Here is a 25,851-nt window from a genome sequence, read left to right as displayed (position 1 = left end):
GAGGACACAAGACCTAGGATGAAACACAATCATGGAGGAATGGTGAATGGGAAATCAAAATAACCAACAAAAGCCTTGGGAAAATTTCATTGGTCCAAACCTTGGCTATGTGATGGAACAATATGAACTGTACTTGAATGGTATAGATCCAATTGATTCAGAATTAAAAGAGCTTTTTTTAAAATGGGGCTCACCTCTTCCTTTCGAAATCAATCATACGGAAGAAACGAGTGATTCGTTAAAAACCAGTCCTATTAATATACTAAATATGGAAAAAGTCCTTAAAACAGCTGAACTGCTGGGCGACTTGCGCTCATACGGTCACTTATCAGCTAAAATCACTCCTTTAGCGGAGAAAGAAAAAGACCATGATTTACTTAATCTGGAGAAATATGGATTAAGTGATGAAGATTTGAAAGCGATTCCTGCCAAATTAGTTTGGAAAGAGGCGCCAACTGAAATCCAAACGGCATGGGATGCGGTAAATCAATTAAATGCAATGTACACCTCTTCCTTAGCCTATGAATTTGACCATGTTCATCATACTGAAGAACGAACATGGTTACGTCAGATGGTAGAAACGAGTTCTCTACATCGTGCACTTTCAAAGGAAGAGCGGTCCACTCTTTTAAAACGGCTGACAGAGGTTGAAGGTTTTGAACAGTTTTTACATAAAACATTTGTTGGTCAAAAAAGGTTCTCCATTGAAGGAGTAGACATGCTTGTCCCAATGCTTGATGAAGCAATTCGTAAAAGTGTCGGGGATGGTGCACAAAATGTAATGATTGGAATGGCACATCGCGGACGCTTAAGTGTGCTGGCACATGTTTTAGAAAAGCCATACAACAAGATTTTCGCTGAGTTTTTACACGCTTCTACAAAACAGCAGGGCGAACCGAGTGGTCTTGTCGAGTTAAGTGAGGGCTGGTCAGGCGATGTGAAATATCACTTAGGCTATGATCGATTCATCGAAAGCACTGGGGCAAATCGTACTCGTATTACATTAGCAAATAACCCAAGCCATCTTGAATTTGTCGATCCGGTGGTTGAAGGATTTACAAGAGCCGCCCAGGAAGATCGAAATAAACCTGGCTTCCCAAAAAGAGATGCTTCGAAAGCGTTTGCGATTTTAATCCACGGTGATGCTGCATTTCCCGGCCAAGGAATTGTCTCTGAAACCTTGAACTTAGGGGGATTAAAAGGATACCAAACAGGGGGCACTATTCATATTATTACAAATAATATGGTTGGTTTTACAACGGACAGCCAAGATTCTCGTTCTACGAGATATGCTAGTGACCTGGCGAAAGGATACGAAATCCCGATTGTGCACGTGAATGCAGATGACCCGGAAGCCTGCCTGGCAGCTGTCCTTCTTGCCTACCAATACCGGGTTCGTTTCCAAAAGGACTTTTTAATTGACTTAGTCGGTTACAGGCGCTTTGGACACAATGAAATGGATGATCCTGCGGTTACCCAGCCGAAAGTGTATAAAAAAGTGGCACATCATCCAACTGTCAGAGCAATTTATGCGGATCAATTACAAATTAAAGGTATTCTTAGTCAAGCAGAAATCGAACAAATCACTCTTAGTGTACAAGTGACATTACAATCCGAGTATGACAGTGTATCCGATAAGAAGGATGCTCCGGCCAATGAGGTTGAGGTACCTGAAGTTATTGCTAAAGGTATTCCAAAAATTGACACAAGTGTATCACTCGATACACTTCGTGAATTAAACTTCGAATTACTTAAATGGCCGGAAGGTTTTCATGTTTATCCGAAATTAAAGCGCATTCTTGAGCGCCGGAAAAATGCATTGGATGAAAACGGAAAAGTAGAATGGGCGTTAGCTGAAAGTTTAGCCTTCGCTACAATGTTAAAAGAAGGCACACCGATTCGACTAACAGGACAAGATTCTGAGCGTGGAACGTTTGCGCACCGCCATATTGTCCTTCATGATGCGGAAACGAATGATACCTTTTCACCTTTGCAAGGTCTTCCGCAAGCCAGTGCTTCGTTTGCTGTTCATAATAGCCCGCTCTCTGAAGCTGCGGTTGTCGGCTTTGAGTATGGGTATAATGTCTTTGCTCCTGAAACACTTGTGATATGGGAAGCACAATACGGTGACTTCGCAAATACCGCTCAAGCGCTATTTGATCAGTTTGTTTCAGCCGGAAGAGCCAAATGGGGGCAAAAATCCGGGCTTGTACTCCTTCTGCCTCACGGTTATGAAGGACAAGGTCCGGAGCACTCAAGTGCCCGCCCGGAACGCTTTTTACAACTGGCAGCTGAGAACAATTGGACGGTGGCGAACTTAACAAGCGCAGCCCAATATTTTCATATCTTACGCCGCCAAGCTGCAGCTCTGGGAACAGAGTTTATACGACCTTTAGTCATCATGACACCAAAGAGTTTGTTGCGTCATCCGCTGACTGCTTCTATTGGCACAGATCTTAGCGAGGGTCATTTCCATACAGTGGTGGAACAGCCGCAGCTTAGAAAAGCTGCAGACAAAGTGAAGCGTTTAGTCTTAACAACTGGTAAAATGGCGATTGATTTAGCAGCAGAAGTCGAATCAAGAAAAGAAGATCAAGACTTGAGTGGGGTACACATCATTCGCATTGAACAATTATATCCATTTCCTAAGGAAAAAGTGGAAGTGATCGTACAGCGGTATCCGAACTTAGAAGAGATTGTCTGGGTTCAAGAAGAACCAAAGAATATGGGAGCATGGCATTTTGTCTTGCCGATCCTGTCTGAAATTGCTGCTGGTAGACTAATAGTCTCTTATATTGGTCGTCCGGATCGTTCCAGTCCGGCAGGCGGCGACCCGACTATTCATAAGAAAGAGCAAGAACAAATTGTTCAACAAGCGTTGAATTTTAATCAATTACTAGATAAAGAAAAATATGAGAAAGTTTTCGTGCATAGCTAAAAACAATTACAAGAAATCATTTTATGGAAAGTTTTAATAGAACAGGGAGGATATCGAGGATGATTGAACTTAAAGTACCGGAACTGGCAGAATCAATTTCAGAAGGAACTGTTTTACAATGGCTCGTAAACATTGGCGATAAAGTAAACAAAGGCGAAGGCGTAGTTGAACTGGAAACAGATAAGGTTAACTTAGAAGTGGGTGCAGAATTCACAGGTGTGTTAACAAAGGTTTTAAAAGAACCGGGTGATACGGTCGAAGTAGGTGAAGTAATCGCGATACTGGAAGAAAATGAGACAGCGGCAGCTGCCACAACTGTTTCAACAGAAGTTCCGGAAAGAAAAGCAGAAGAAACGTCTACCCAGCCAACAATCCAAGCAACATCCGAGCTTCCAAAAGCAGAACGCCCGATTGCTTCTCCGGCTGCAAGAAAACTAGCAAGAGAACTAGGAATCGATTTACAACAAGTAGGCAGCAGCGATCCGCTTGGAAGAATCAGACCACATGACGTAAAAGCACACACTCAAGCTCCTGCGAAAACGGATGAGCCAAAAATGGAAAAGGCGGTTCCTAGTACGGCCTCAGCTCAAGTTCAATCAGAGTTCGAAAAGCCTGTAGAACGTGTGAAGATGTCTCGCCGCCGTCAAACCATAGCAAAACGCCTAGTGGAAGTCCAGCATACTGCCGCAATGTTAACTACGTTTAACGAAGTCGATATGTCAGCAGTTATGAACTTACGGAAAAAGAGGAAAGATGCGTTTTTCGAAAAACATGAGGTACGTCTCGGTTTTATGTCCTTTTTTACAAAAGCCGTGGTCGCAGCCTTAAAACAATACCCGCTATTAAATGCGGAGATTCAAGATGATGAAGTGCTTGTTAAAAAGTTTTATGATATCGGAATCGCGGTTGCTGCTCCCGGGGGGTTAGTCGTTCCGGTTGTCCGCGATGCAAATCAAAAAAGTTTTGCTGAAATTGAAGGAGAAATAAGCGACCTTGGCAAAAAAGCACGTGACAATGAACTCACTTTAAAAGAGCTACAAGGTGGTACATTTACGATTACAAACGGCGGAGTCTTTGGTTCTTTAATGTCAACGCCAATTCTAAATAGTCCTCAGGTAGGAATTCTAGGCATGCATAAAATTCAAACAAGACCAATAGCTATTGATGAAGAACGAATGGAAAACCGTCCAATGATGTATATCGCCTTGTCTTATGATCATCGAATCGTTGATGGAAAAGAAGCAGTAAGCTTTCTGGCTACAGTTAAAGAGCTTTTAGAGGACCCTGAAACCTTATTATTAGAAGGTTAAAAGCATTAAGGGGATGGAGATAAAAATAGAACGGATTCATTTATTTGAGGATGTGTTTAAATGGAAGCAAAATTTTGTAGAGATTCACGTGTAATACGCACAAGTCGTGTTTTCCCGAACGATGTTAATAATCATAATACGTTATTTGGCGGCCGGTTAATGGACCATCTGGATCAAGTTGCTTCAACTTCTGCTGGACGCCATAGTCGAAGTGAGTGTGTTACAGCTTCAACTGATTCTGTTGACTTTTTACATCCTATCCGAACAACTGATTCCGTCCATTTTGAATCATATGTAACATGGACAGGCACGTCATCAATGGAAGTTTTCGTAAAGATTATTGCTGAAAATTTAAAAAGCGGTGACCGTAAAGTGGCAGCAACAGCTCTTTTAACTTTTGTCGCACTTGATGAAAATAAACGCCCGGCGCGTGTTCCACAAATCATTCCAGAAACACTGGAAGAGAAAAAATTACATGAAACAGCACCTGACCGGGCAAAAATGCGTAAAGAAAGAAAACAAAAAAGTAAAGAACTAGCAGAGTTTTTAACAACGAATTATCCATGGGACGAAAATTTTATTTAGTTGGTTGAAGAGGTTGTCAAGTGCTTTTCTTGACAACCTCCTTGCATTCCAACTACTATCCTCCCAGTTAAAGAAAAGACTTTTTTTCCACGGAATACTTTACATGGATAGTTTCACTTCCTATTAAATTTTAACGGAAGTTTGCTTTGACGACCAAGCTTTTCTCCATGAAAGTTGTGCCAATGCCAACACTAATAGCGCCGCTGCTCCAATCCCTGCATAAACCATAAAGCCTGTAGAATAAGTTCCGGTTATTTGTTTAAGTGTTCCCAGTATATTTGGGACAAAAAATCCGCCAACCCCGCCCGCTGCCCCGACAATACCGGTAATCATGCCAATCTCCTCTTGGAATCGTTGCGGAACTAATTGAAAGACCGCTCCATTTCCCATCCCAAGAAAAAGCATTCCGATGAACAATAAGGTAGTTACAACCGGTAAAATTGGAAGTTGACTCACACCGAACATGCTGAGTGCCACCCCGATAAATAAAAAGGTTAGAAGGCGGACGCCGCCGATTTTATCAGCTATGTATCCACCGACAGGACGGAAAAAGCTTCCTGCTGCCACACAAAGCGTAACAATATCACCTGCTCCTACTTTTGATAAATTATATTGATCAACAAAAAAGATGCTTAAAAAGCTTGATAAACCAACAAAACCTCCGAAAGTGACACTGTAAAGCAAACAGAAATACCATGTATCCTTTTGTTTAAACACATTGAAATACTCCATAACCGGTTTTGCCGAAGGTTGTGATGGGGCATCTTTTGCAATCAGGACATAAATGATAAAAACAATTGAAAGAGGAATAAGTGCAAGTCCTATCACATTATGCCAGCCAATCTGTTCTGCAATACGCGGGCCGAATAAAGTAGCAAATAGCGTTCCGCTGTTACCTGCCCCTGCAATTCCCATCGCCAATCCTTGTAGTTGAGGCGGATACCAGCGGCTTGCCAGTGGTATGGCAGCTGCAAAGCTTGCACCCGCTACGCCGAGAAGGATCCCGATACAGTATAGCTCAGTTAACGTCTTACCGAATAACCATCCCCATAACAGGGGGACCATCGTGACCAGCATACCGCTGATGGCTGTTTTCCGAGGACCAATCCGATCCGTTAAGACACCGAGGATAAGACGGAAAAACGACCCACTGAGAATTGGAACAGCGACAATGAAACCCTTTTGAGAGGGTGAAAGACCAAAATCCTTTGTAATATATACCCCAAGTGCTCCCAACATAACCCAAATCATGAAACTGACATCAAAGTATAAAAATGAGGCAAATAATGACGGCGCATGACCGCTTTTTCTTAAATTTGATAACTTCATAATGATATTGCTCCTTCCTAGAAACCAATTTTTACTTAATGTGTAGGCTTGCTTTAACGCTTGACAGTATTTAAGTATGCATTCCCTTGTTTACCAGCCGATATTAGGGGATTTTGAAAAAATTACTTTTACAAGTAAAAACAAAAATGAAAACAAATTAATCGTTTGTTTCATCACTATACCTCCATAACGTTTAAGGATTTTAAGAATTCCTTTGCTATGTCTAAGAATAATTTGTTGTTCATAATTTTGTCACAAACTATGTCAGGTGTTCTCACATGGAAATTTTTATATCCTATACAAATTCCTATGTGAGAAAACATGACATGATTAATTTCTTTTTATAAGTCTTATGTAATAATTGATGTTATTCAAGGTTGAGTAATATCCTTTATTTCTAGCTGGAGGTTTTAGAATGGAGAAACAAAAACTTATATTGATAGGGAACGGTATGGCAGGGGTACGTTGCCTTGAGGAAATAGTAAAGAATGATCCTGAGAGATTTGAGATTACTATTTTCGGCAGTGAACCACACCTAAACTATAATCGAATTCTTTTGTCGAGCGTGCTGCAGGGCGGTACAAAGATTGAAGATATTACGATCAATGATCGTGATTGGTATGAGGAACATCATATTCAGTTGTTTACAGGGGAAACGGTTATCCAAATTGATAAAGAGAATAAAGTTGTAAAAACAGATAAAAATCGAGAAGTTTCATATGATCAACTCATTTTAGCTACGGGTTCGGTCCCGTTTTTGCTACCGCTTCCGGGGGCTGATAAGGATGGAGTGATCACATTCCGGACAATAGAAGATTGTCAGAAAATGATTGAAACCTCCAAGCACTATAAAAAAGCAGCAGTGATTGGCGGCGGATTATTAGGTTTAGAAGCCGCGAGGGGGCTGCTCAATCTTGGGATGGAAGTGAGCATTGTTCATATTGCTAGTTTCTTAATGGAAAGACAACTTGATGAAACAGCGGCGAAAATGCTGCAAAAAGAGCTGGAAGATCAAGGTATGAAATTTCTTTTAGAAAAAGGGACACAAGAGATTATCGGAAACAATCGGGTAGAAGGTTTACGTTTTAACGACGGAACAGAAGTAGAAGCTGATTTGGTTGTGATGGCTGTAGGGGTTAGGCCGAATGTCCAGCTAGCCAAGGAAAGCGGAATCGACACAAACCGTGCGATTCTCGTTAATGACTATATGGAAACAAACATCCCGAATATTTACGCTGTCGGAGAATGTGTCGAACATCGAGGTTCCGTATATGGATTGGTAAAGCCTCTATATGAACAAGGAAAGGTGCTGGCTAAACGGATTTGCGGCTTGGACTGTAAAGGTTATGAAGGCTCTGTTCTTTCGACCCAATTAAAAATATCAGGTGTTGATGTGTTTTCGGTGGGTAGGTTCGATGAATCTGAAACGGCGAAGTCCATTAAAATCTATGATGAATTAGATGGCGTTTATAAAAAGGTCGTCTTTCAAAATCATAAAATGATTGGTGCGGTGTTGTTTGGTGATACGAAACAAGGTACAAAATTGCTAGATATGATTTTGAAGCAACAAGATGTGTCGGACATGGAAAAAGTTACGCTGTTTCAATCTCAAAATGAGAGCGGTCATTCGGTTGCTTCCATTTCTTCCGGTGAGATGGTTTGCAACTGTAACGGCGTGACAAAAGGTGCCATCATCGAGGCGGTTCAAAAGCAAGGACTGACAACCGTTGAACAAATAAAAAAATGCACAAAGGCGTCAGGTTCTTGCGGAGGTTGTAAGCCGTTAGTGGAGGATCTTCTATTATATATCCAAAGTGATGAATTTGATGAAGTGATTGAACATAAATCAATGTGCTCCTGTACAACGTTAACGGAAGATGAAGTAGTTAATGAAATGCAGCTGCACGCATCGACGACTACACAAGGTGTAATGGAAATGCTTAATTGGAAGAACAAGCAAGGCTGTTCAACCTGTCGTCCTGCGATTAACTATTATTTAGGAATGATCTATCCGGAATATGAAAGCAAGCAAGAAACTCTTTTCGTAAGCGAACGAATGAATGCGACGGTTCAAAATGACGGGACGTACACTGTTATTCCGCAAATGTACGGCGGCAAAACGACTGCGGAACAATTACGAAAAATCGCCGAGGTGGCCGATAAATACGGGATAGCGGATATGGCTGTAACAAGTGAACAAAGAATTCATTTGATGGGTGTTAAAAAAGAAGATCTATCAGGTGTTTGGGCCGATTTGAATATGCCGTTAAGCTCAACGTATGGGAATGTGGTTCAAAACGTCAAAACATGTATTGGGGAACATATCTGTCAATGCAATAAACAACCCTCTCTACAGCTTGCTGTTAATCTCGAAAAAAGTTTGGAATTTCTCACAACACCCTATCGTATAAAAATAGGTGTATCCGCATGTATTCATAACGCTGCAGGCTCAACTACAAAAGATATTGGAGTCATTGGGATGGAAAGAGGCTGGGAAATTTATGTCTGTGGCAGCAGCGGACGTAATGTGCGCGCAGGGGAGTTATTATGTATAGCACCAACAGCAGAGGAAGCGATCGAGATTATCGGCGGCTTTATTCAATATTATCGCGAGACAGCCAATTACCTTGAGCGGACTTGGCAATGGATGGAACGAGTTGGCTTAGTGCATGTAAGAGAGGTAGTTTTTGATCAAGAGCTTCGCCAGCAATTGCTGGAGAGATTGGATTCGGATGTGTCGTTGAGCATGAATTTTTTGGAGAATACTACTCGAAATGAATTGACTTGCTAAACATTTTTGCTAAGGGTGAAAAAGGACACAAAAATGAATGAGAATAGGTGAGGTACTTGACTGAGTTGTTTTTAAAGTATTACCGTACACAGCAGCAAAAAGTGCAATTGGAAAAAACGTATGATACGCAATGTCCATATTGTAGCATGCAATGTAAAATGCAATTGATTGAACAGTCGTTTGTAACAAGAAAAAAATATCTGACAATTGGGAAGGATAATCCAACTACCGAAGGACGTTTATGCATTAAAGGGATGAATGCACACCAGCATGCCTTTAGCAGGGAGCGATTGAAATATCCGTTGTTAAAAGTAAATGGGGAATTTGTTCGTATTTCCTGGGAGGAAGCATTTGAACATATCAAAGAAAATTTTGTCGAAATCCAATCGAAGGACGGGCAGAATGCATTAGCCGTATACGGGAGCGCATCTATCACAAATGAAGAAGCATATTTGTTGGGTAAATTTGCACGTGTTGCCTTAAAAACCAAATACATTGATTATAATGGCCGATTATGTATGTCAGCGGCGGCTTCAGCAGCCATTCAAACGTTTGGAATCGATCGAGGATTTACAAACAGTTTGGCGGAAATTCCTTTTACGGGTTGTATCATTTTAGCAGGAACAAATATCGCAGAATGCCAGCCGACAATCATGCCCTACTTTGAGAAAGCAAAAGAAAATGGTGCTTATATTATTGCCATTGATCCTCGTGAAACAGCTACTACGAAAATAGCCGATTTGCATTTAAAACTTAAACCGGGAACGGATGCCGCTTTAGCCAACGGGTTATTGAAGGTAATCATTGAAGAAAACTATATAGATGAAGCGTTTCTTCAAAAACGGGTAAATGGATTTGAAGAAGTTAAAGACTATGTATTGTCTCTAAAGTTAGAAGAAATTGAAGAAATGACTGGAGTTCCGATAGAGCAAATTCGTAAAGCGGCGATAAGGTTTGGAAAAGAAGAAACGGGAATGATTTTTACGGCGCGTGGAGTGGAACAGCAAACAGATGGTTCGATTTCTGTCCGTAATTTCCTGAATATTCTTATTGCTTCAGGAAAAATTGGAAAGCCGAATTGCGGCTTTGGAGCGATTACAGGACAGGGAAATGGCCAAGGAGCAAGGGAGCACGGCCAAAAAGCAGACCAGCTTCCCGGATACCGTTCGATTGATAACGAGGAACATCGAGCCTATGTCGCAAGTGTGTGGGGAGTAAATAAGGACGAATTGCCCGGAAAGGGTGTGTCGGCATATGAGATGATGGAGAAAATCCATGAGGGAGAAATTACCGGTATGTTTTTAATGTGTTCAAATCCGGTTGTCTCCAATCCGAACGCTCAATTCGTCAGAGAAGCTATGAAAAAATTAAAATTTCTTGTGGCGGTTGATCTGTTTGTTTCAGAAACGGCAAGATTAGCAGATTTAATTTTACCAACTTCCTCTTATTTAGAGGATGAAGGGACGATGACGAATGTAGAGGGACGGGTAACGCTTAGGGAAGCGAACTATCCCGTCCCGGGAGAAGTGAAACATGATTGGCAAATTATTTGTGATATCGCTCGCGTCCTTGGAAAGGGAGAGTACTTTTCCTTTTCCTCTGCTGAAGAAATTTTTAATGAATTGCGAGTGGCCAGCCGCGGTGGATTTGCTGATTATTATGGCATTACGTATGATCGTTTGAGAAAAGAGGGAGGGCTTTTATGGCCGTGTCCGGACTTAGACCATAAGGGCACAGTAAGACTGTTTGAAGCCTCCTTTGCCCATCGTGATGGAAGGGCGGCTATGGTTGCAGTCCCAAATAAACCGGTTATTCCAAAGGAGCAGGCGTGCGAGGAGTTTCCGCTTTATTTAACAACCGGAAGAGTCATGTCACATTATTTAACGGGAGTGCAAACGAGAAAAAGCCCTGCATTAGCTGCCAGAAATGTTGAATCGTTTATGGAAATTCATCCGTCAACAGCAATGAAATACCGTATTCAAGATAATACGTTGGTCAAAATTGAATCAAGAAGAGGAAGCATTACCGTTAGAAGCAAATGGTCGGAAACCATCCGCCAGGATACTGTTTTTGTTCCTTTCCATTGGGCGGACTCGCAAAATGTCAATAATCTTGTATCAAAAGAATTGGATCCTACCTGCAGAATGCCGGGATTTAAAGTGAGTGCTGTGAAATTGAGTCCTGTAATGGATTTATCTTCAAATTAAAGCTGTATAGAAAAAGCATATTCTAATCGGCCTGGGTCCAATAAACGTTTGGATTCAGGCTTTTTAAATTATGGCTGCTTTCATTTGCGAAAAGGCCGCTTTTATTTGCGGATAGCCTTTACTATTACAAAAATCAAGAATCTTTTAGAAAAGAACTTAAATTTTTAATGAAGAAAAGTTAAAACCCAATCAATAAAAGGTAATAAAGCCGTCACCGAAAAATAGACGGTTTCAAACTTTCAAAACATTTTAAAGATAGTGAAAAATACTGTGTCAGGAAACCTAACGTGATAGGTAATATATTTGAGGAACTGTGCTATATTTTTTAAAGAAACTTTCTAAGGGAGGAACGACAAGTGGAGAAGAAAAAGTTGGTTCTTGTAGGAAATGGTATGGCAGGTGTCAGAGCTATTGAAGAGGTATTGAACATATCTAAAGAGTTATTTGAGATTACTATTTTCGGCAGCGAGCCGCATCCGAATTATAATAGAATTCTGCTTTCAAAGGTATTGCAAGGTGATACAGATGTAAAAGATATTACCTTAAATGACTTTGATTGGTATAAGGAGAACAACATTCAATTACAAACCAAAGAAACGGTAATCAAAATAGATTCAGGGAAGAAACTGGTCGTAACCGACTTAGGAAGAATGGAACCGTATGATGAGTTGATTTTAGCAACAGGATCTGTGCCATTTATTCTTCCGATTCCGGGAGCGGATAAGGATGGAGTAACGGCATTTCGGGATATACAAGATACCGAAGTGATGCTGGAAGCCTCGAAGAACTATAAAAAAGCGGCAGTGATCGGCGGCGGATTGCTTGGGCTGGAAGCAGCAAGGGGTCTATTAAACTTAGGTATGGAGGTTACAGTCATTCATCTTGCCCCGTATTTGATGGAACGTCAATTGGATCCAACTGCAGGGAAACTATTACAAACAGAATTAGAGAAACAAGGGATGGCATTTTTATTAGAAAAACAAACGAAGGAAATTTTTGGGGCTGATCGCGTAGAAGGATTACGGTTTAGCGACGGAACGGAACTGGAAGCGGACTTAGTAATAATGGCCGTCGGGATCAAGCCAAACGTAGAAATGGCAAAACAAAGCGGCATAACCGTTAATCGCGGGATTGTTGTGAATGACTACCTGCAAACCAATGTTCCTGATATTTACGCGGTAGGAGAGTGTGCCGAGCATAATGGAATACCTTACGGGTTGGTTGCGCCGTTGTATGAACAGGGAAAAGTGTTAGCGAAATACATTTGCGGGGTTGAGACGAATCCATATCAAGGCTCCGTTTTATCCACACAATTGAAAGTTTCAGGTGTTGAGGTGTTTTCAGCTGGGGACTTTATGGAGGAAGAAGACAAAAAAGCCATTAAAGTCTTTGATGATCAAGAAAACATCTACAAGAAAATGGTTTTACGCGGAAACAAACTAGTCGGTGCTGTCCTGTTCGGTGATAGCAGTGATGGAAATCGTTTATTCTCGATGATTCAAAAACAAGCAGATATTTCCGATACGATGAAGGTTTCCATTCTACAGCCGCTCGGACAAGAAACAGGCGGAAGCTTAGTTGCAGCCATGGACGATGAGGAAATTATCTGCGGGTGTAATGGTGTATCAAAAGGGGCAATTATCCAGGCAATCCAGCAAAAAGGCTGTTCATCCGTTGATGAAATTAAGGCATGTACAAGTGCTTCCAGGTCCTGCGGGGGATGTAAGCCGCTAGTAGCGGAAGTATTACAGCTTACCCTCGGCTCAACGTTTGATGGTAGCGTTCAAAAAGAAGCGATTTGTACCTGTACAACATTATCGCGGGATGAAGTTGTCGAAGAAATTAGGGCTAAAGGCTTGACCCATATAAAAGAAGTAATGAATGTCCTAGGATGGAGCACGGAGGAGGGCTGTTCAAAATGCCGCCCGGCACTGAACTACTATTTAGGAATGGTCAATCCAACAGAATATGAGGATGAAAGAGAATCCCGATTTGTCAATGAGCGTATGCACGCAAATATTCAAAAAGACGGTACCTACTCTGTTGTGCCGCGTATGTACGGCGGTGTGACCAATTCACAGGATTTACGGCGCATTGCCGATGTTGTCGATAAATTTGAAATTCCGTTAGTCAAATTAACAGGAGGACAACGGATTGACTTATTGGGTGTCAAAAAAGAAGACTTGCCGAAAGTATGGAAGGATTTGGACATGCCTTCCGGGTTTGCTTACGGAAAATCGCTTCGTACTGTCAAAACCTGTGTTGGTGAACAGTTCTGCAGGTTCGGAACTCAAGACTCAATGGGACTTGGAATAGATTTGGAAAAGAAATTTGAAGGGCTGCAAACTCCGCATAAAGTAAAAATGGCAGTATCCGCTTGCCCGAGAAGCTGCGCTGAATCAGGATTCAAGGATATTGGTTTTATCGGGATTGACGGCGGCTGGGAGATTTATATTGGCGGAAACGGCGGAACGCATGTCCGTGGCGGAGACCTATTATACAAAGTGAAAACTGCAGAAGAAGCAATGGAGATTACATCAGCCTACTTGCAATATTATCGTGAATCGGCCAACTATTTAGAGCGTACATCAGCCTGGATAGAGCGTGTTGGATTAGAACATGTCCGTTCTGTCCTGGATGATCAGGAAAAACGCAAAGAATTGAGTACCCGTATGGAAGAAGCTTTATCGGTTCTAAAAGATCCGTGGAAGGAAATTGTCGAAGATGAAAAAGTGAAAAAAGAGTTGTTTGAGAGTCTTGTAATGTCATAAGGAACACCATTTAAAGGGGGAAATCCGCAGATGATTAACAAAAGCGTAACAAAATTATCCATCGGTACCATCAATGAGTTCCAAGATCGGATCGGAAAAACCGTTCGGGTTGGAGATATAGAAGTAGCAGTATTTAAATTGTCAAACGGAAGCATCCGTGCGGTTGAAAACCGCTGTCCTCATAAAGGCGGGGTCTTGAGCGAAGGAATAGTGAGCGGCGAATTTGTTTTTTGCCCGATGCACGATTGGAAGATATGTCTGGATGACGGAAAGGTTCAGGAGCCGGATACAGGCTGCGTGAAAACCTATCAAATAATAATAGATGGAGATGAAGTTTACCTTCTTATTGAAGAGTTGTAAGAAAAGAGGATGTCCAAGCAAGAGCATTTGGGCATCCTTTCATCATTTATGCGCTATCGGAATAGGTCTGTTAGTTCGTAAAAAGTCTACCCAAATAATCATCAGCGAGGAGCGGAGAAAGAAATGGAACAAAAAAAGGGAAAAGTATATATTGTTGGCGCCGGTCCCGGCGATCCGGAGTTAATTACTGTTAAAGCCATGAAATGTCTCGCCCGGGCAGACGTGATTTTATATGATCGACTGGTTAATCCGGTACTGCTGGAATACGGGAGATCTAAGACCGAAGTCATTTATTGCGGGAAAACTCCAGGAGACCATTGTGTTTCCCAAGACGCTATTCACCAATTATTAGTGGAAAAAGCATTGGCAGGAAAAACAGTCGTACGCTTAAAAGGAGGGGACCCGTTTATTTTTGGCCGCGGCGGTGAAGAAGCGGAAGTGCTGGTCCAATATGGAATTGAATTTGAAGTCGTTCCCGGCATTACCTCAGGAATTGCCGTCCCGGCTTATGCGGGAATTCCTGTCACCCACCGCGAATTTAGCCGTTCATTTGCGATGGTCACAGGTCACTGTATGAACGGTGAACCGAATAACATCCGTTGGGATTATTTAGCTAATGGTGTGGATACTCTTGCTGTTTACATGGGAATCAAACACCTTCCCTATATTTGTAGTGAGCTGCAATCCTGCGGAAAGGATGCTCATACTCCTATCGCTGTTATAGAACAAGGAACAACAGATTATCAACGAACGGTTATCGGTACCCTTGAAACGATCGTAGATGTGGTAAAAAGCAATCAAATTACCAATCCGGCGATGATTGTAATCGGAGAAGTTGTGAAACTTTCGAATAAGTTATCCTGGATTCCGGAAAAAATAAGGAATGAGTTTCAAAGCATTTAATTGGAATTTAAAGGCAAAATCAAGTAATCTGTAAAAGTACGATAGCAATGAAGGCTAGGGATGATGCTTGTTCTCATTTTAGAAATGAAAATGAAAAAGAATTAGGGGGTTGGATGTATGGCAATACCAAGTAATAAGCAGTCCACAATTGTGGCGCTATTGCTTGCAGGAACTTTCATTGCGATATTGAATCAAACACTGATGATCACAGCAATACCTCCGATTATGAATGAAATGAACATAACTGCCAATAGTGCGCAATGGCTTACAACTGTTTTTATGTTGGTGAACGGAATCATGATTCCTGTTAGTGCATTTCTATTAGAACGGTTTACAACAAGACAGCTGTTTTTATCAGCTATGAGTATTTTTGCGGTCGGTACATTGGTGGGGGGATTTGCTCCCAATTTTGAAATACTCTTACTTGGAAGGGTCATTCAGTCTTGCGGAGCAGGGATCATGCTTCCCTTAATGCAAACGGTATTTTTGATGATTTTTCCTAAGAACAGACGCGGAGCAGCCATGGGGTTGGTCGGCCTTGTCATTTCATTTGCCCCGGCAATTGGTCCGGCATTGTCCGGATGGGTAACGTCGCATTATTCATGGAGAGTTTTATTTTTTATTATTTTTCCTATTGCACTAATCGATATTTTTGTCGCTTATTTCGCTTTAAAAAATGTAACAGAGGTTTCCAAACCAAAAGTCGATGTTATTTCCATTCTTTTATCTTCGGTTGGTTTCGGCGGACTTCTTTATGGATTCTCATGTGCAGGAAATTATGGCTGGTCAAATTCGTCTACGCTTCTTTCTCTTGGCATCGGCGGGTTGTCACTGGTCTTGTTTATTTTCAGGCAGTTACGATTGAACCATCCAATGCTTGAATTTGGAGTATTTAAATACTCAATTTTCCCTTTCGCGATTATCATAGGAATGATTGGCTTTATGGGATTAATTGGGGCAGAGACGATAATACCTTTATTTATGCAGCACATGAGGGGATTTTCTGCATTCGAGGCCGGTCTGGCACTATTACCCGGTGCGCTAATTAGCGGGCTGATGGCACCTATTATAGGGAGAGTGTTTGATAAAGTCGGCGCAAGATGGTTAGTGATGATCGGCTTAACGATTTTAACAGCTTCTTCGTTTGCTTTTACAAATTTAGGCCCTGCCACTACAATGACCTACATTACAGCCTTATACGGGATCAGAATGTTTGGTCTTTCAATGGTCATGATGCCTGTCGCAACATCTGCATTAAACCAGTTGCCAAAACGGTTAATTCCACATGGAGCTGCCATGGATAATACGATGAAAATGATCGCTGCCTCAGTGGGTACTGCTATTCTTGTCACGGTCATGACAACAACGGCCGAAACAGCAAAGCAGCGCCCGGAGATTTCCTATCCGGAAATGTACGGAGCCAATGTGGCCTTTATGGTGGTTTCGATTCTTTCGTTACTGGGTCTCATCCTTTCCTTTTTTATTAAAAATAACGGAAAGTCAGAAAATGAAATGGAAGGAAAGCGAAATAGGAAGGTTAGCGTCAAAATGCAGGAGTAAAAATTTTTCGCCAAGCTTTTGTTTGATAAAAACTATTTAAATAGCAATATATTCAGAAAGATTTGTAGAACTACATTTATTATTAGGAGGTCCATTGCTTGGACCTCTTTTACATTTTAATGGATTCCTTCCTTAAAAGTGAATAAACCTTCATAAAAAGTAAATTCTATACTTTATAAATGAACGATTAAAGGAGAAAACAGTGTGAAGCTATATGATATTAATCACTTGATTATCGATGATGATTTTGCCAGTGAAGAATATGTGACAGTTGATTTTACTCATAATCATAAAGAGTATAGTATCACATTTAAAAAAGCAGACCTTGAAATAATGAATAGCTGGGTTTTCCAGGATGGCACATCACTTCCGGCAGACCTATCAGTAGATTTGATTGAATCAATTCGCGAGGACGTAAAAAAGAAAATTTAGTTGTCTGTCCATATTCAAATCACGAATCTTAGCAGGAAAAGCCGGATAGGGACACAGAGTAGCGGAATAGAAGAAATCCAGAACGACTCCCGGATTCATTCAAACGGGGGTCGTTTTCGTATGAAATAGCAACATTTCTCTTGAACCTATACGGTTTTCATGAAAACCAGCCAACAATTTGTAAAATAGTCAAAGCAATCTCTATGACAATGAGAATCACGACGATCCATTCAACAAATAACCCTCGGATCGAATGGCTGATTGTGGAAAAACCATCCATTATGTTATATAAAATTTCTGTTTTGCTTTTCAAGATCTTATACCGATCGTTCAATTCAAAAAATTCCGTCATCCTGTCGTAAAATTCGCTGGCATTACTGCTGGCCCATGTAATATCAGGTTTATCCAGAATCATGATATACGCTAGGGTGTTATACTCGTGCCTTACAATTTTTGCAGTCGTCCTTGCCAATTCCTTATTTCCGATTCTCAGCTTGCCTTTTTCCAGCCGGTCGATCATGGTTTCGAGTTTATCGTGAATTTTTCCGAGTTGTTCTTCCGTTTTCTCAAGTGCCACCGATTTAGCAAGCACAGTTGAAATTAATTCAGGGTAGAAAATCTCAAATTCAGGTACAACGACATATTCATCTGTCAACTCGATGTTTTCGGTTTCACTGATGTGAAGACTGTAATCATCCGTATATCTGTCTGTATTTTTGAAATCAATGTCCGGTTCGAAGGATTGGATGTAGTTTAAAAAGTTGGTAATCTCATCGGTGTGCGTGTGATTAATAAAGACAACACTGCCAAAGGAGAAAACCAGAACCATTTGCGATTCGTCCATCTCTTGATTAAGGATTTTTTTTAAAATGTTGCCTTTCAGGATTAATGGCTCTTCCCAGGTGAATTTTTTGGGAATCCCGAAGTCAATCGCGATTTTGTTTAAATCAATTTCATTCGTGATGGCAAATGCTTTAAAGGTAATTGCCTTCATTAATATCACTCTTTTCAGCGAAATGGTCATGCCTTATTTTAATTCTATTCTTTCCAAAAACATTTTATTATAATGTAGAGTTTTTGTGGATTTCATGAGTGAAGTGGATTTGAAGACCAAAGTTGTTTTAAGGAAAGGAAAAACTGTCCTTGAAAATGGATTTGCAGGACAAAACTGTTCTTGGAAAAGGAAGAGCTGTCCTTGAAAATGGATTTGAAGGACAAAACTCATATACCTAAAGAAAGAACTATCCTTCAAAACAGCAAAGACAGAGTTTGTTTACCACACAGGCCGCCTTTCACTCGTAAAAGGCATAATTTCGAGCCCCTACAATTTTAAAATTTCTCTGTAAAATCCTATATATTATCTTCTTAGACCCAATCACCCTACACCATTCATAAACCACATTGGTTGTAATTTTTTTATCTGGAAAAAGAAGCTTTAATTCCTCCACACTTCGTAATACGGCAGACTGAACCTATTTTGTTAATCTTTTCAAGAAAAAGGGAAAACTGAATGCCAAAGTTTTGGGACTTTCAAACTAACTGAAAATCTCTAGAAAATATTTTTAGCACATATATTCAATGGCCTTTCATATATTTAGATTAAGGAGAACAATAATCCAATTAAGACGAAACCGGGACAAGCACTAAAACAATTTATAGTTTTCAATTGCAATAGCTTATAAAAGCAGGAAGTAAATCAACCAATGAAAAAGGAGATATAAATCCAGATGGAGTTCCTACAAGGAATAATGAATAATTACAGTACATTTTTTTCACTAGAGGCTTTTAAAAATGTAGTTTATGATCCTGCCAGCTGGGGAGTTATTAGTACGCTTATTATTCTTGAGGGATTATTATCAGCAGATAACGCCTTGGTTTTAGCGGTGATGGTGAAGCATCTGCCAAACGCCCAACGAAAGAAAGCACTATTCTATGGGATATTTGGCGCCTATTTTTTTCGCTTGATTGTTATTGGTTTAGGGGTTTCGTTAATTCATATTGCTTGGATAAAAATCGTCTGCGGTCACTATCTGCTTTTGATTGTCTTTCAAAACTTATTTCTAAAAAAGGATGAAGAAGACGAGGTTCAAAATCAAATAATGAGCTTCTGGAGAACTGTCTTAACTGTGGAGCTAATGGATATTTCGTTTAGCTTTGACAGTGTAATGGCGGCCTTTGGTGTATCAAATCAAGAATGGGTGTTATTTATAGGAGGAATTCTGGGGATTTTAATGATGCGAGGGGTCGCTCAATTATTCCTGGCATTGATTGAAAAAGTACCGGAATTCGAAACCACTGGGTTTGTCCTAATTGCCATTATTGGGGTAAAAATGATTGTGTCGGCATTCGGTTTCCATATGGATGAAATGGTATTATTCAGTGTAATCATTACGATTTTCTTTGGAACCTTTATTGTTCACTTATTTAGAAAAAATTCTGAAACAACCATATAATTCTTTCCTTTTTAAATGATCAACCTATTAATCTGTAAGATTAATAGGTTTTTTTCATTTTTTAAGGATAAATTAAGATTAATCTACGATAATAGGTTACTGAAAAACCACATAAAAAAGGAGTATTGAAAATGAAAAAGAAACGTATTTTTACAACATTAGTTTCAATCTTGATGATTTTTGTTATTGCGGGTTGTTCCAATTCTCAAGACTCAAGTCAAACGGCTACTGCATCCAATACTAACGGAAACGGAGCAAATGCGAATAGGAATGGTTTTCAGAAACCGGATGTTTACGGTGAAGTCTCTGCAATTAATGGAAATAAAGTTACCTTAAAGCTTCTGGAAATGCCACAAATGTCCAGACGGAATGGACAAAATGGAGGCAATAGCGGAGGTAGCGGTTCAGGTAACAACGGAGGCAACGGGACAGGTAACAGCGGCGGTAATGGTTCAGGCAATGGCGGGTATACCGGTCGCGGTAATGGCGGTTCCGGAAGAGGCGGAATGAGAGTGAAGAAATATACCGGTGAAGAGAAAACGATTGTAATCCCTGATGGTGTTACATTGACGACAATGACTAGGGGACAAAATGGAATGACTCAAAGTAATTTAAGCTTGAATGAAGTAACAACCGGCAGTACGTTATCAATCTATTATGATACTGATGGAAAGACAATTAAAAGTATTAGAGTGCAAAAACCTTGGACAGGTAATGGACAAGCTGGAAGCTCCACTAATAATAACAGTTAATAGATCATTAAATAAGTGCTGGGACCAATCCTCATTCGGAGAGTCACGGCACTTTCTTTTTGCGCATTTTTGTAAAACTATAAAAATTCACCAAGTCATTTAAGTTTGTTTTCTTTATTACGATTGTTACTATAGTAGTATATCTTCGTCACGAAAGGAAAAATGTAGAATGGCAACTATTCATATACCTGTATCGGTTTTAAATTTAGCCCCAATACGTGAAGGACAGACTGCTAAACAAGCCATTGAGGCAATGGTGGAGCTTGCGCAAGCGGCAGAGAAAATGGGGTATCAACGATATTGGATTGCCGAGCATCATAATACTCCGACACTTGTCAGCTCAGCAACATCTATATTAATAAAACACACGTTAGAACATACTAACCAGATTCGTGTCGGTTCAGGCGGAATCATGCTGCCAAACCATTCTCCTTTAGTTGTCGCCGAACAATTTGGCACAATGGCAACAATTTATCCCGATCGTGTGGAATTAGGTCTTGGCCGCGCTCCCGGTACTGATATGATGACCGCTAATGCCCTAAGACGATCAAAAGCTGATTCTGTTTATACATTTCCTGAGGATGTCAAGGCCTTGCTTACGTATTTCGGATCGGAGGAGCAACAAGGCTATGTGAAGGCCCATCCCGGTGTCGGCACGAATATTCCTGTTTATATTCTAGGTTCGTCCACAGATTCCGCTTATTTAGCGGCCAGTTTGGGTCTGCCGTATGTATTTGCTTCCCATTTTGCACCAAGATTCATGGAGGAAGCGATTTCGATTTATCGTAAACAGTTTCAGCCGTCTGAATACTTGGACCGTCCGTATATGATGGTTTGTTTAAATGTCATTGCTGCGGAAACCGATGAAGAGGCGCACTATTTATCAACAACGAAGCATCAATTCTTCCTGAATGTCGTACGCGGTTCGCAAAATCCGTTACGGCCGCCTGTAGAAAACATGGACGAGCTGTGGAACCCAATGGAAAAAGAAATGGCGTCATCGATGTCAAGTGTGACATTGTTGGGAAGCAAAGAAACAATCCGCCAGCAATTAACACGGTTCCAAGAAATCTATGCTGTAGATGAAATCATGGCTGTGTCTTATATTTTTGATCCTGAAAAACAAAAACGTTCGTTTGAAATATTGAAAGAAGTGGTGGATGGGAAATAACCATACAGCATGTGAAAAAGCCATCCGATTCATGGATGGCTTTTTTTATAAATACATTTAGCTTTTGAGGAATTGTTATTTGAAAATTCCTTTTGCATAAACCCCCCTTAAATTGAAGAGTATGCTTCCATATTTAATTAAATGTTATATTTATGGGAAATTTTATGCATCGGTTTCGATAATGAATTTAAGAGGTTTTTGTCGAAATCTGAAATTTCACTAAATTTTCATAATAGTATTTACAATTAATCTTTCTTGTATATATAATGTATTTGTACTTGTATACAACAGAAGAAAGGGGTAAAAATTAGCCGATGAAGATTATTTCTGAAATTCAAAGACCAGATCCTCAAGTGATCAAGAAATTGGGAGCTATTTCACCAAGTGATTTCGGGCACAGTATCAATTTCCAATTAATTAGTGCAAGAAAAATTAAACCGCTATTTCTAATTGAGGGAAATTTTGCAGGACCGGCAGTTACGGTAAGAATTCCTCCAAATGATGGTTTATTAGTCAACAAGGCTTTAGATTTTGTGCAACCTGGTGATGTTGTTGTGGTTGATATGAATGAAGAGGAACGTTTTGCATGCTGGGGGGAGATTACAACTAAACTAGCTATGGAAAAAGGAGCAATTGCTGCCATTATTAACGGTCCGGTTACCGATACCAAAATGATCATTGATTTACAATTTAAAGTCTTTTCTTATGCTGTTTCCCCTTTAACAACCAAAGTCTACAGTCTTGGTGGAGATGTTAACGTTCCAGTTTCCATTTCAGGTTGTATTATAAACCCCGGTGATATTATTGTCGGAAGCAATGATGGCTTGTTAGTGGTTCCAAAAAAAGAAGCAATAGCCTATCTGGAAATCGGAAAAAATGAACAAGAAGCAGATGAAAAACGCCGTCAAGATTTAGAACAGATAGGTGCAGAGAATTATCTACGCCGTTTCGATCCACTATGGGATAAAATGGAGAAAAAATCAACTAGTATTAAAGAGAAGATATAATGATTTACTATTTTTTTATACTGTTTTTCTACGATTTATCCTAAAAAAGGGAGTGGCTATTATGGGAAGATTAGCAGATGGAAAACAATTGGAAATGTTACCAACAAAAGAAAAGAAAATAGGGTTGCGTTGGGGACTTGCTGTTATTTTTTTCATCGTTGGCTTTATTGCTTACATGGATCGTTCTAATATTTCAATTGTAGCTATTCCTATGATGAAAGAATTAGGAATGAATAAAGTTGAATTTGGACTATTATCATCACTCTTTTATTTAGGGTATTGTTTTGCGCAAATTCCTGGGGGACTGTTAGCCGAAAAGTATGGAGCACGGAAAATTGTAACCGTAGCGGTTACATGGTGGTCGATATTTACATCATTAACAGCTGTCACTTCCAATTATATAGTATTGTGCATTGTAAGATTTTTCTTTGGAGCAGGTGAAGGGCCCATGTATCCGGGGAATGCTGTTTTCAACTCTTACTGGTTTCAAAAGCATGAAAAGGGTCGTGCTTCCAGTGCGTTGTTGGCTGGTTCATTCTTCGGACCGGTTATTGCACCCGGGATATCAGTAGCCATTATGGTATGGTTTGGTTGGCACGGAGTATTTTATATTTTTGGTATTATGGGTGTTGCCGTTGCATTGGTTTGGTATTTTGTCGGACGGGACAAGCCGGAACAACACCCATGGATTTCCGAAGGTGAAAAAATGCTTATTATTGAAAATCGCAGTATTTCGAATAGTCAGAAAAAATCAGCGCCTTGGAAGCAGTATTTAAGAAATTACCGATTTTGGGCAGTAGGTGTACAATATCTTGTTGTGATTTATATGAACACTTTCTTTTTAACATGGTTACCCACCTATTTAATTGAAGTTCGTAATTTTTCCTTAAAAGAAATGGGATTTGCCGCAAGTTTTCCTTGGTTAGCTATCTGTTTTTCAGTTCTAATCGGTGGTGCTGTTTCAGACAAAATCCTACAAAAAACAAACTCGCGAATGATTGCCCGCGGAGGTATGGCCATAGTCGGGTTCATCTTTTTCATTTTAGGACTATATCTAGCTGCTTACTCCGGTAGTCCTTGGTCAAACGTTGTCTGGTTAACAGTTGCACTCGGTGCGCTAGGACTTCCTATCGTTGCTTCATGGGCATTAGCAAACGACTTGGGTCAAGAATTCTCAGGGTCCGTCAGTGGTTGGATGAATACATGGGGATCCATTGGAGGGATCACATCTCCAATTCTCTGTGGATGGTTTGCACAAGAAATGGGGTGGAATACCACTCTTTTAATCAACATTATTCCTGTCGTATTTGCAGGCTTGTTATGGTTCTTGATTAAGCCGGACCGTCCGTTAGTTTCATTGGAAAATAAATAGGAAACCATTAATAGAATGTAAAACTAAAAAGGAGAGAAAAATGGAAAATTCGATCAATAGAAGAGTAACAAAAATTCAGGTTCCCAGTATTAGAAAATTTTCCAATATGGTTACCGCTTATCCTGATGCTATTAATCTTACCCTGGGTCAGCCTGATTTTCCTACTCCGGAGCATATTAAAGAAGCAGGAATTTCAGCAATAAGACAGAATCAAACGGCCTATACACATAATGCTGGTTTACTCAGTCTTAGACAGGCTGCAAGTGACTTTGTGCACCGGAAATATGGTCTTTCCTATGATGCAGAAAAGGAAACCATTGTTACTAACGGAGCAACAGAAGCAATTGATACAACCTTTCGTACTATTTTGAGAGAAGGAGACGAAGTTCTTCTCCCAGCCCCTATTTATCCAGGGTACGAACCGCTTATCAGTTTGTGTGGAGCAGTACCAATATTTATAGATGTGACTCAAAATGGATTCAAGATCAATGCAGAGTTAATTAAAAGGAAAATAACGAAAAAAACTCGCTGTCTGGTTCTTTGCTCTCCATCGAATCCTTTAGGGATCGTGTTAGATCAAGAAGACATTATTGAAATTTCCAGGCTTTTGAAGGAAAAGGATATTTTCGTTGTTTCAGATGAAATATACAGTGAACTGACTTTTGATAAAAACCATTATTCCATTGCCTCTGTTCCAGGAATGAAGGAAAAAACGATCGTTATTAACGGCCTGGCTAAGTCTCATTCGATGACAGGGTGGAGAATTGGTTTTATCTTTGCGCCTGCATATTTATCTGAAGAAATGTTGAAAGTACATCTTTATAATTCCGTCTGTGCAAGCACGATAAGCCAGTACGCAGCAATTGAAGCTCTCACACATGGAATTAATGATGCCAATTATATGGTTGTCGAATATAGGAAAAGAAGAGATTATGTTTGTGAACGATTAACTAACATGGGACTTGATGTTGTCAAACCAGAAGGGGCCTTTTATGTTTTTCCTTCCATTAAAAGTACAAACATGAATTCGTTTGATTTTACCGTGAACCTATTACAAGAAGCTAAAGTTGCAGTTGTGCCGGGTGATGGATTTTCTGAATTTGGGGAAGGTTTTGTGAGAATTTCATATGCAACTTCTATGGAAAAGCTAAAAATAGCTTTAGATAGAATGGAGCAATTTATACGTTCCCTTAAGATCAAAAAGGTAGTGGGAAACCATCAATAGGATTTAATATCTTGAATTTAAAGGGGAAGAGGTAAGTAAAAGAATGCATGGTAGGTAAAAACAGATACAATAGTCCATTCCACAATGGAATGGACTATTGTATTTGAGTAGAGAAATGATCCTCATATATTTATTCAGGGATTAAGTATTCCTTAACACTGTAATAAACCCATCAAGTATCTGGTGACTAACTTTGAAGCCTTTACCTTGATAGAATTTTAACGCATTATCGTTCCCGTTTGATACAAAGATAAACAAATCTTTTATTGACTTAAATGAACTTAACCAATCCATAGACCTATTAAACAAAACGGAACCAATTCCACTATTTCGATATTCCTCTCTTATATAAAACTGAGAAAGACAACCTACATCCTCATTTTTTACGGAATCAAGGTCAAAAAAAGTAGCAAATACATTAGAATATGTTTCCTTTGATGAAATATTGCTATACACATATCCCACAATTTCATTATCATCTTTAGCTACTAGAATATAGTTCTTTTTAGCACTCTTGACAGAAGGAATCATTCTGGTTTCAAAACTCATACTATCAAACAACTCAGAATGAATCGTTGATTTAGATTTTTGATAAGACATTAATTCATTGCATAAATCCTTTAAGCAACTAATATCATCATCAGAAATAACTTCATAATGGATACTCATATTAATTTCCCTTTCA

19 protein-coding genes are annotated in these 25,851 nt (G+C 40.0%); 16 read left to right on the top strand and 3 right to left on the bottom strand.

Translation table 11 applies throughout. The features are described 5' to 3' along the window. Nucleotides 1-46: 46 nt before the first annotated feature. From J2S10_RS13040 to J2S10_RS13030, 3 genes are read left to right on the top strand one after another with little or no spacing between them, the layout of a single operon-like run. Nucleotides 47-2,938: a 2-oxoglutarate dehydrogenase E1 component gene (locus J2S10_RS13040; RefSeq protein ID WP_307408368.1), complete on the top strand. Its 2,892-nt coding sequence runs from the start codon at nt 47-49 to the stop codon at nt 2,936-2,938. Between the two features lie 59 nt (nt 2,939-2,997). Continuing rightward, entirely contained in the window at nt 2,998-4,248 is a 1,251-nt protein-coding gene (odhB, locus tag J2S10_RS13035; RefSeq protein WP_307408366.1) for a 2-oxoglutarate dehydrogenase complex dihydrolipoyllysine-residue succinyltransferase, read from the top strand. A gap of 60 nt (nt 4,249-4,308) precedes the next feature. Then, nucleotides 4,309-4,833, top strand: coding sequence for an acyl-CoA thioesterase (locus tag J2S10_RS13030; RefSeq protein ID WP_307408364.1), 525 nt, complete (start codon nt 4,309-4,311; stop codon nt 4,831-4,833). A 123-nt stretch (nt 4,834-4,956) separates the two neighbouring features. Here J2S10_RS13030 and J2S10_RS13025 read toward each other — a convergent pair whose 3' ends face one another. After that, nucleotides 4,957-6,162 (bottom strand): MFS transporter, encoded by a 1,206-nt coding sequence (locus J2S10_RS13025; RefSeq protein WP_307408362.1) that lies wholly within the window; start codon nt 6,160-6,162, stop codon nt 4,957-4,959. Nucleotides 6,163-6,577: 415 nt separating this feature from the next. Here J2S10_RS13025 and nirB (J2S10_RS13020) point away from each other — a divergent pair, with 415 nt between their 5' ends. The 7 genes from nirB (J2S10_RS13020) (at nt 6,578) to J2S10_RS12990 (ending at nt 17,186) form a co-directional block, all read left to right on the top strand. Next, nucleotides 6,578-8,953 carry a nitrite reductase large subunit NirB gene (gene nirB / locus J2S10_RS13020; RefSeq protein WP_307408360.1) on the top strand — a complete coding sequence of 792 codons (2,376 nt, stop codon included), beginning with the start codon at nt 6,578-6,580 and terminating at the stop codon, nt 8,951-8,953. Between the two features lie 56 nt (nt 8,954-9,009). Beyond that, nucleotides 9,010-11,160, top strand: a complete 2,151-nt coding sequence (nasC, locus tag J2S10_RS13015) for an assimilatory nitrate reductase catalytic subunit NasC (protein ID WP_307408358.1) — start codon at nt 9,010-9,012, stop codon at nt 11,158-11,160. 356 nt (nt 11,161-11,516) lie between these two features. Continuing rightward, a complete protein-coding gene (gene nirB, locus J2S10_RS13010; RefSeq protein ID WP_307408356.1) occupies nt 11,517-13,931 on the top strand; it encodes a nitrite reductase large subunit NirB in 2,415 nt (804 codons plus the stop codon). Between the two features lie 30 nt (nt 13,932-13,961). Further along, nucleotides 13,962-14,291 (top strand): nitrite reductase small subunit NirD, encoded by a 330-nt coding sequence (nirD, locus tag J2S10_RS13005; RefSeq protein ID WP_307408354.1) that lies wholly within the window; start codon nt 13,962-13,964, stop codon nt 14,289-14,291. Nucleotides 14,292-14,414: 123 nt separating this feature from the next. Beyond that, entirely contained in the window at nt 14,415-15,194 is a 780-nt protein-coding gene (gene cobA / locus J2S10_RS13000; protein WP_307408352.1) for a uroporphyrinogen-III C-methyltransferase, read from the top strand. Nucleotides 15,195-15,311: 117 nt separating this feature from the next. Continuing rightward, nucleotides 15,312-16,754 (top strand): DHA2 family efflux MFS transporter permease subunit, encoded by a 1,443-nt coding sequence (locus J2S10_RS12995; protein WP_307408350.1) that lies wholly within the window; start codon nt 15,312-15,314, stop codon nt 16,752-16,754. A 204-nt stretch (nt 16,755-16,958) separates the two neighbouring features. Then, the gene (locus tag J2S10_RS12990) at nt 16,959-17,186 is read left to right on the top strand and encodes a hypothetical protein (RefSeq protein WP_307408348.1); all 228 of its coding nucleotides are present in this window, start codon (nt 16,959-16,961) and stop codon (nt 17,184-17,186) included. Nucleotides 17,187-17,343: 157 nt separating this feature from the next. Here the strand turns inward: J2S10_RS12990 and J2S10_RS12985 are convergent, their stop codons facing one another. Beyond that, entirely contained in the window at nt 17,344-18,180 is an 837-nt protein-coding gene (locus tag J2S10_RS12985) for an RMD1 family protein (protein WP_307408346.1), read from the bottom strand. Between the two features lie 733 nt (nt 18,181-18,913). Here J2S10_RS12985 and J2S10_RS12980 point away from each other — a divergent pair. The 6 genes from J2S10_RS12980 (at nt 18,914) to J2S10_RS12955 (ending at nt 25,166) form a co-directional block, all read left to right on the top strand. Next, the gene (locus J2S10_RS12980; protein ID WP_307408343.1) at nt 18,914-19,639 is read left to right on the top strand and encodes a TerC family protein; all 726 of its coding nucleotides are present in this window, start codon (nt 18,914-18,916) and stop codon (nt 19,637-19,639) included. Between the two features lie 131 nt (nt 19,640-19,770). Further along, a complete protein-coding gene (locus J2S10_RS12975; protein ID WP_307408341.1) occupies nt 19,771-20,391 on the top strand; it encodes a hypothetical protein in 621 nt (206 codons plus the stop codon). Nucleotides 20,392-20,560: 169 nt separating this feature from the next. After that, the gene (locus J2S10_RS12970) at nt 20,561-21,562 is read left to right on the top strand and encodes an LLM class flavin-dependent oxidoreductase (RefSeq protein WP_307408339.1); all 1,002 of its coding nucleotides are present in this window, start codon (nt 20,561-20,563) and stop codon (nt 21,560-21,562) included. Nucleotides 21,563-21,876: 314 nt separating this feature from the next. Next, nucleotides 21,877-22,569, top strand: a complete 693-nt coding sequence (locus tag J2S10_RS12965) for an RraA family protein (RefSeq protein WP_307408337.1) — start codon at nt 21,877-21,879, stop codon at nt 22,567-22,569. 61 nt (nt 22,570-22,630) lie between these two features. Then, nucleotides 22,631-23,941, top strand: a complete 1,311-nt coding sequence (locus J2S10_RS12960; protein ID WP_307408335.1) for an MFS transporter — start codon at nt 22,631-22,633, stop codon at nt 23,939-23,941. A 40-nt stretch (nt 23,942-23,981) separates the two neighbouring features. Beyond that, the gene (locus J2S10_RS12955; protein ID WP_307408333.1) at nt 23,982-25,166 is read left to right on the top strand and encodes an aminotransferase A; all 1,185 of its coding nucleotides are present in this window, start codon (nt 23,982-23,984) and stop codon (nt 25,164-25,166) included. Between the two features lie 141 nt (nt 25,167-25,307). On the opposite strand, the gene J2S10_RS12950 is transcribed toward J2S10_RS12955, so the two are convergent. Next, nucleotides 25,308-25,835, bottom strand: coding sequence for a GNAT family N-acetyltransferase (locus J2S10_RS12950; RefSeq protein WP_307408331.1), 528 nt, complete (start codon nt 25,833-25,835; stop codon nt 25,308-25,310). Nucleotides 25,836-25,851 lie beyond the last annotated feature (16 nt).

The sequence above is a fragment of the Neobacillus ginsengisoli genome, from assembly GCF_030813055.1.
This window is presented reverse-complemented; position numbering and strand designations above follow the sequence as displayed.

Coding starts and splice junctions, on each gene's coding strand:
- J2S10_RS13040 (WP_307408368.1), top strand. CDS start 47: ATGGGAAATCAAAATAACCAACAAAAGCCTTGGGAAAATTTCATTGGT.
- odhB (WP_307408366.1), top strand. CDS start 2,998: ATGATTGAACTTAAAGTACCGGAACTGGCAGAATCAATTTCAGAAGGA.
- J2S10_RS13030 (WP_307408364.1), top strand. CDS start 4,309: ATGGAAGCAAAATTTTGTAGAGATTCACGTGTAATACGCACAAGTCGT.
- J2S10_RS13025 (WP_307408362.1), bottom strand. CDS start 6,162: ATGAAGTTATCAAATTTAAGAAAAAGCGGTCATGCGCCGTCATTATTT.
- nirB (WP_307408360.1), top strand. CDS start 6,578: ATGGAGAAACAAAAACTTATATTGATAGGGAACGGTATGGCAGGGGTA.
- nirD (WP_307408354.1), top strand. CDS start 13,962: ATGATTAACAAAAGCGTAACAAAATTATCCATCGGTACCATCAATGAG.
- cobA (WP_307408352.1), top strand. CDS start 14,415: ATGGAACAAAAAAAGGGAAAAGTATATATTGTTGGCGCCGGTCCCGGC.
- J2S10_RS12995 (WP_307408350.1), top strand. CDS start 15,312: ATGGCAATACCAAGTAATAAGCAGTCCACAATTGTGGCGCTATTGCTT.
- J2S10_RS12985 (WP_307408346.1), bottom strand. CDS start 18,180: ATGAAGGCAATTACCTTTAAAGCATTTGCCATCACGAATGAAATTGAT.
- J2S10_RS12980 (WP_307408343.1), top strand. CDS start 18,914: ATGGAGTTCCTACAAGGAATAATGAATAATTACAGTACATTTTTTTCA.
- J2S10_RS12975 (WP_307408341.1), top strand. CDS start 19,771: ATGAAAAAGAAACGTATTTTTACAACATTAGTTTCAATCTTGATGATT.
- J2S10_RS12970 (WP_307408339.1), top strand. CDS start 20,561: ATGGCAACTATTCATATACCTGTATCGGTTTTAAATTTAGCCCCAATA.
- J2S10_RS12965 (WP_307408337.1), top strand. CDS start 21,877: ATGAAGATTATTTCTGAAATTCAAAGACCAGATCCTCAAGTGATCAAG.
- J2S10_RS12960 (WP_307408335.1), top strand. CDS start 22,631: ATGGGAAGATTAGCAGATGGAAAACAATTGGAAATGTTACCAACAAAA.
- J2S10_RS12955 (WP_307408333.1), top strand. CDS start 23,982: ATGGAAAATTCGATCAATAGAAGAGTAACAAAAATTCAGGTTCCCAGT.
- J2S10_RS12950 (WP_307408331.1), bottom strand. CDS start 25,835: ATGAGTATCCATTATGAAGTTATTTCTGATGATGATATTAGTTGCTTA.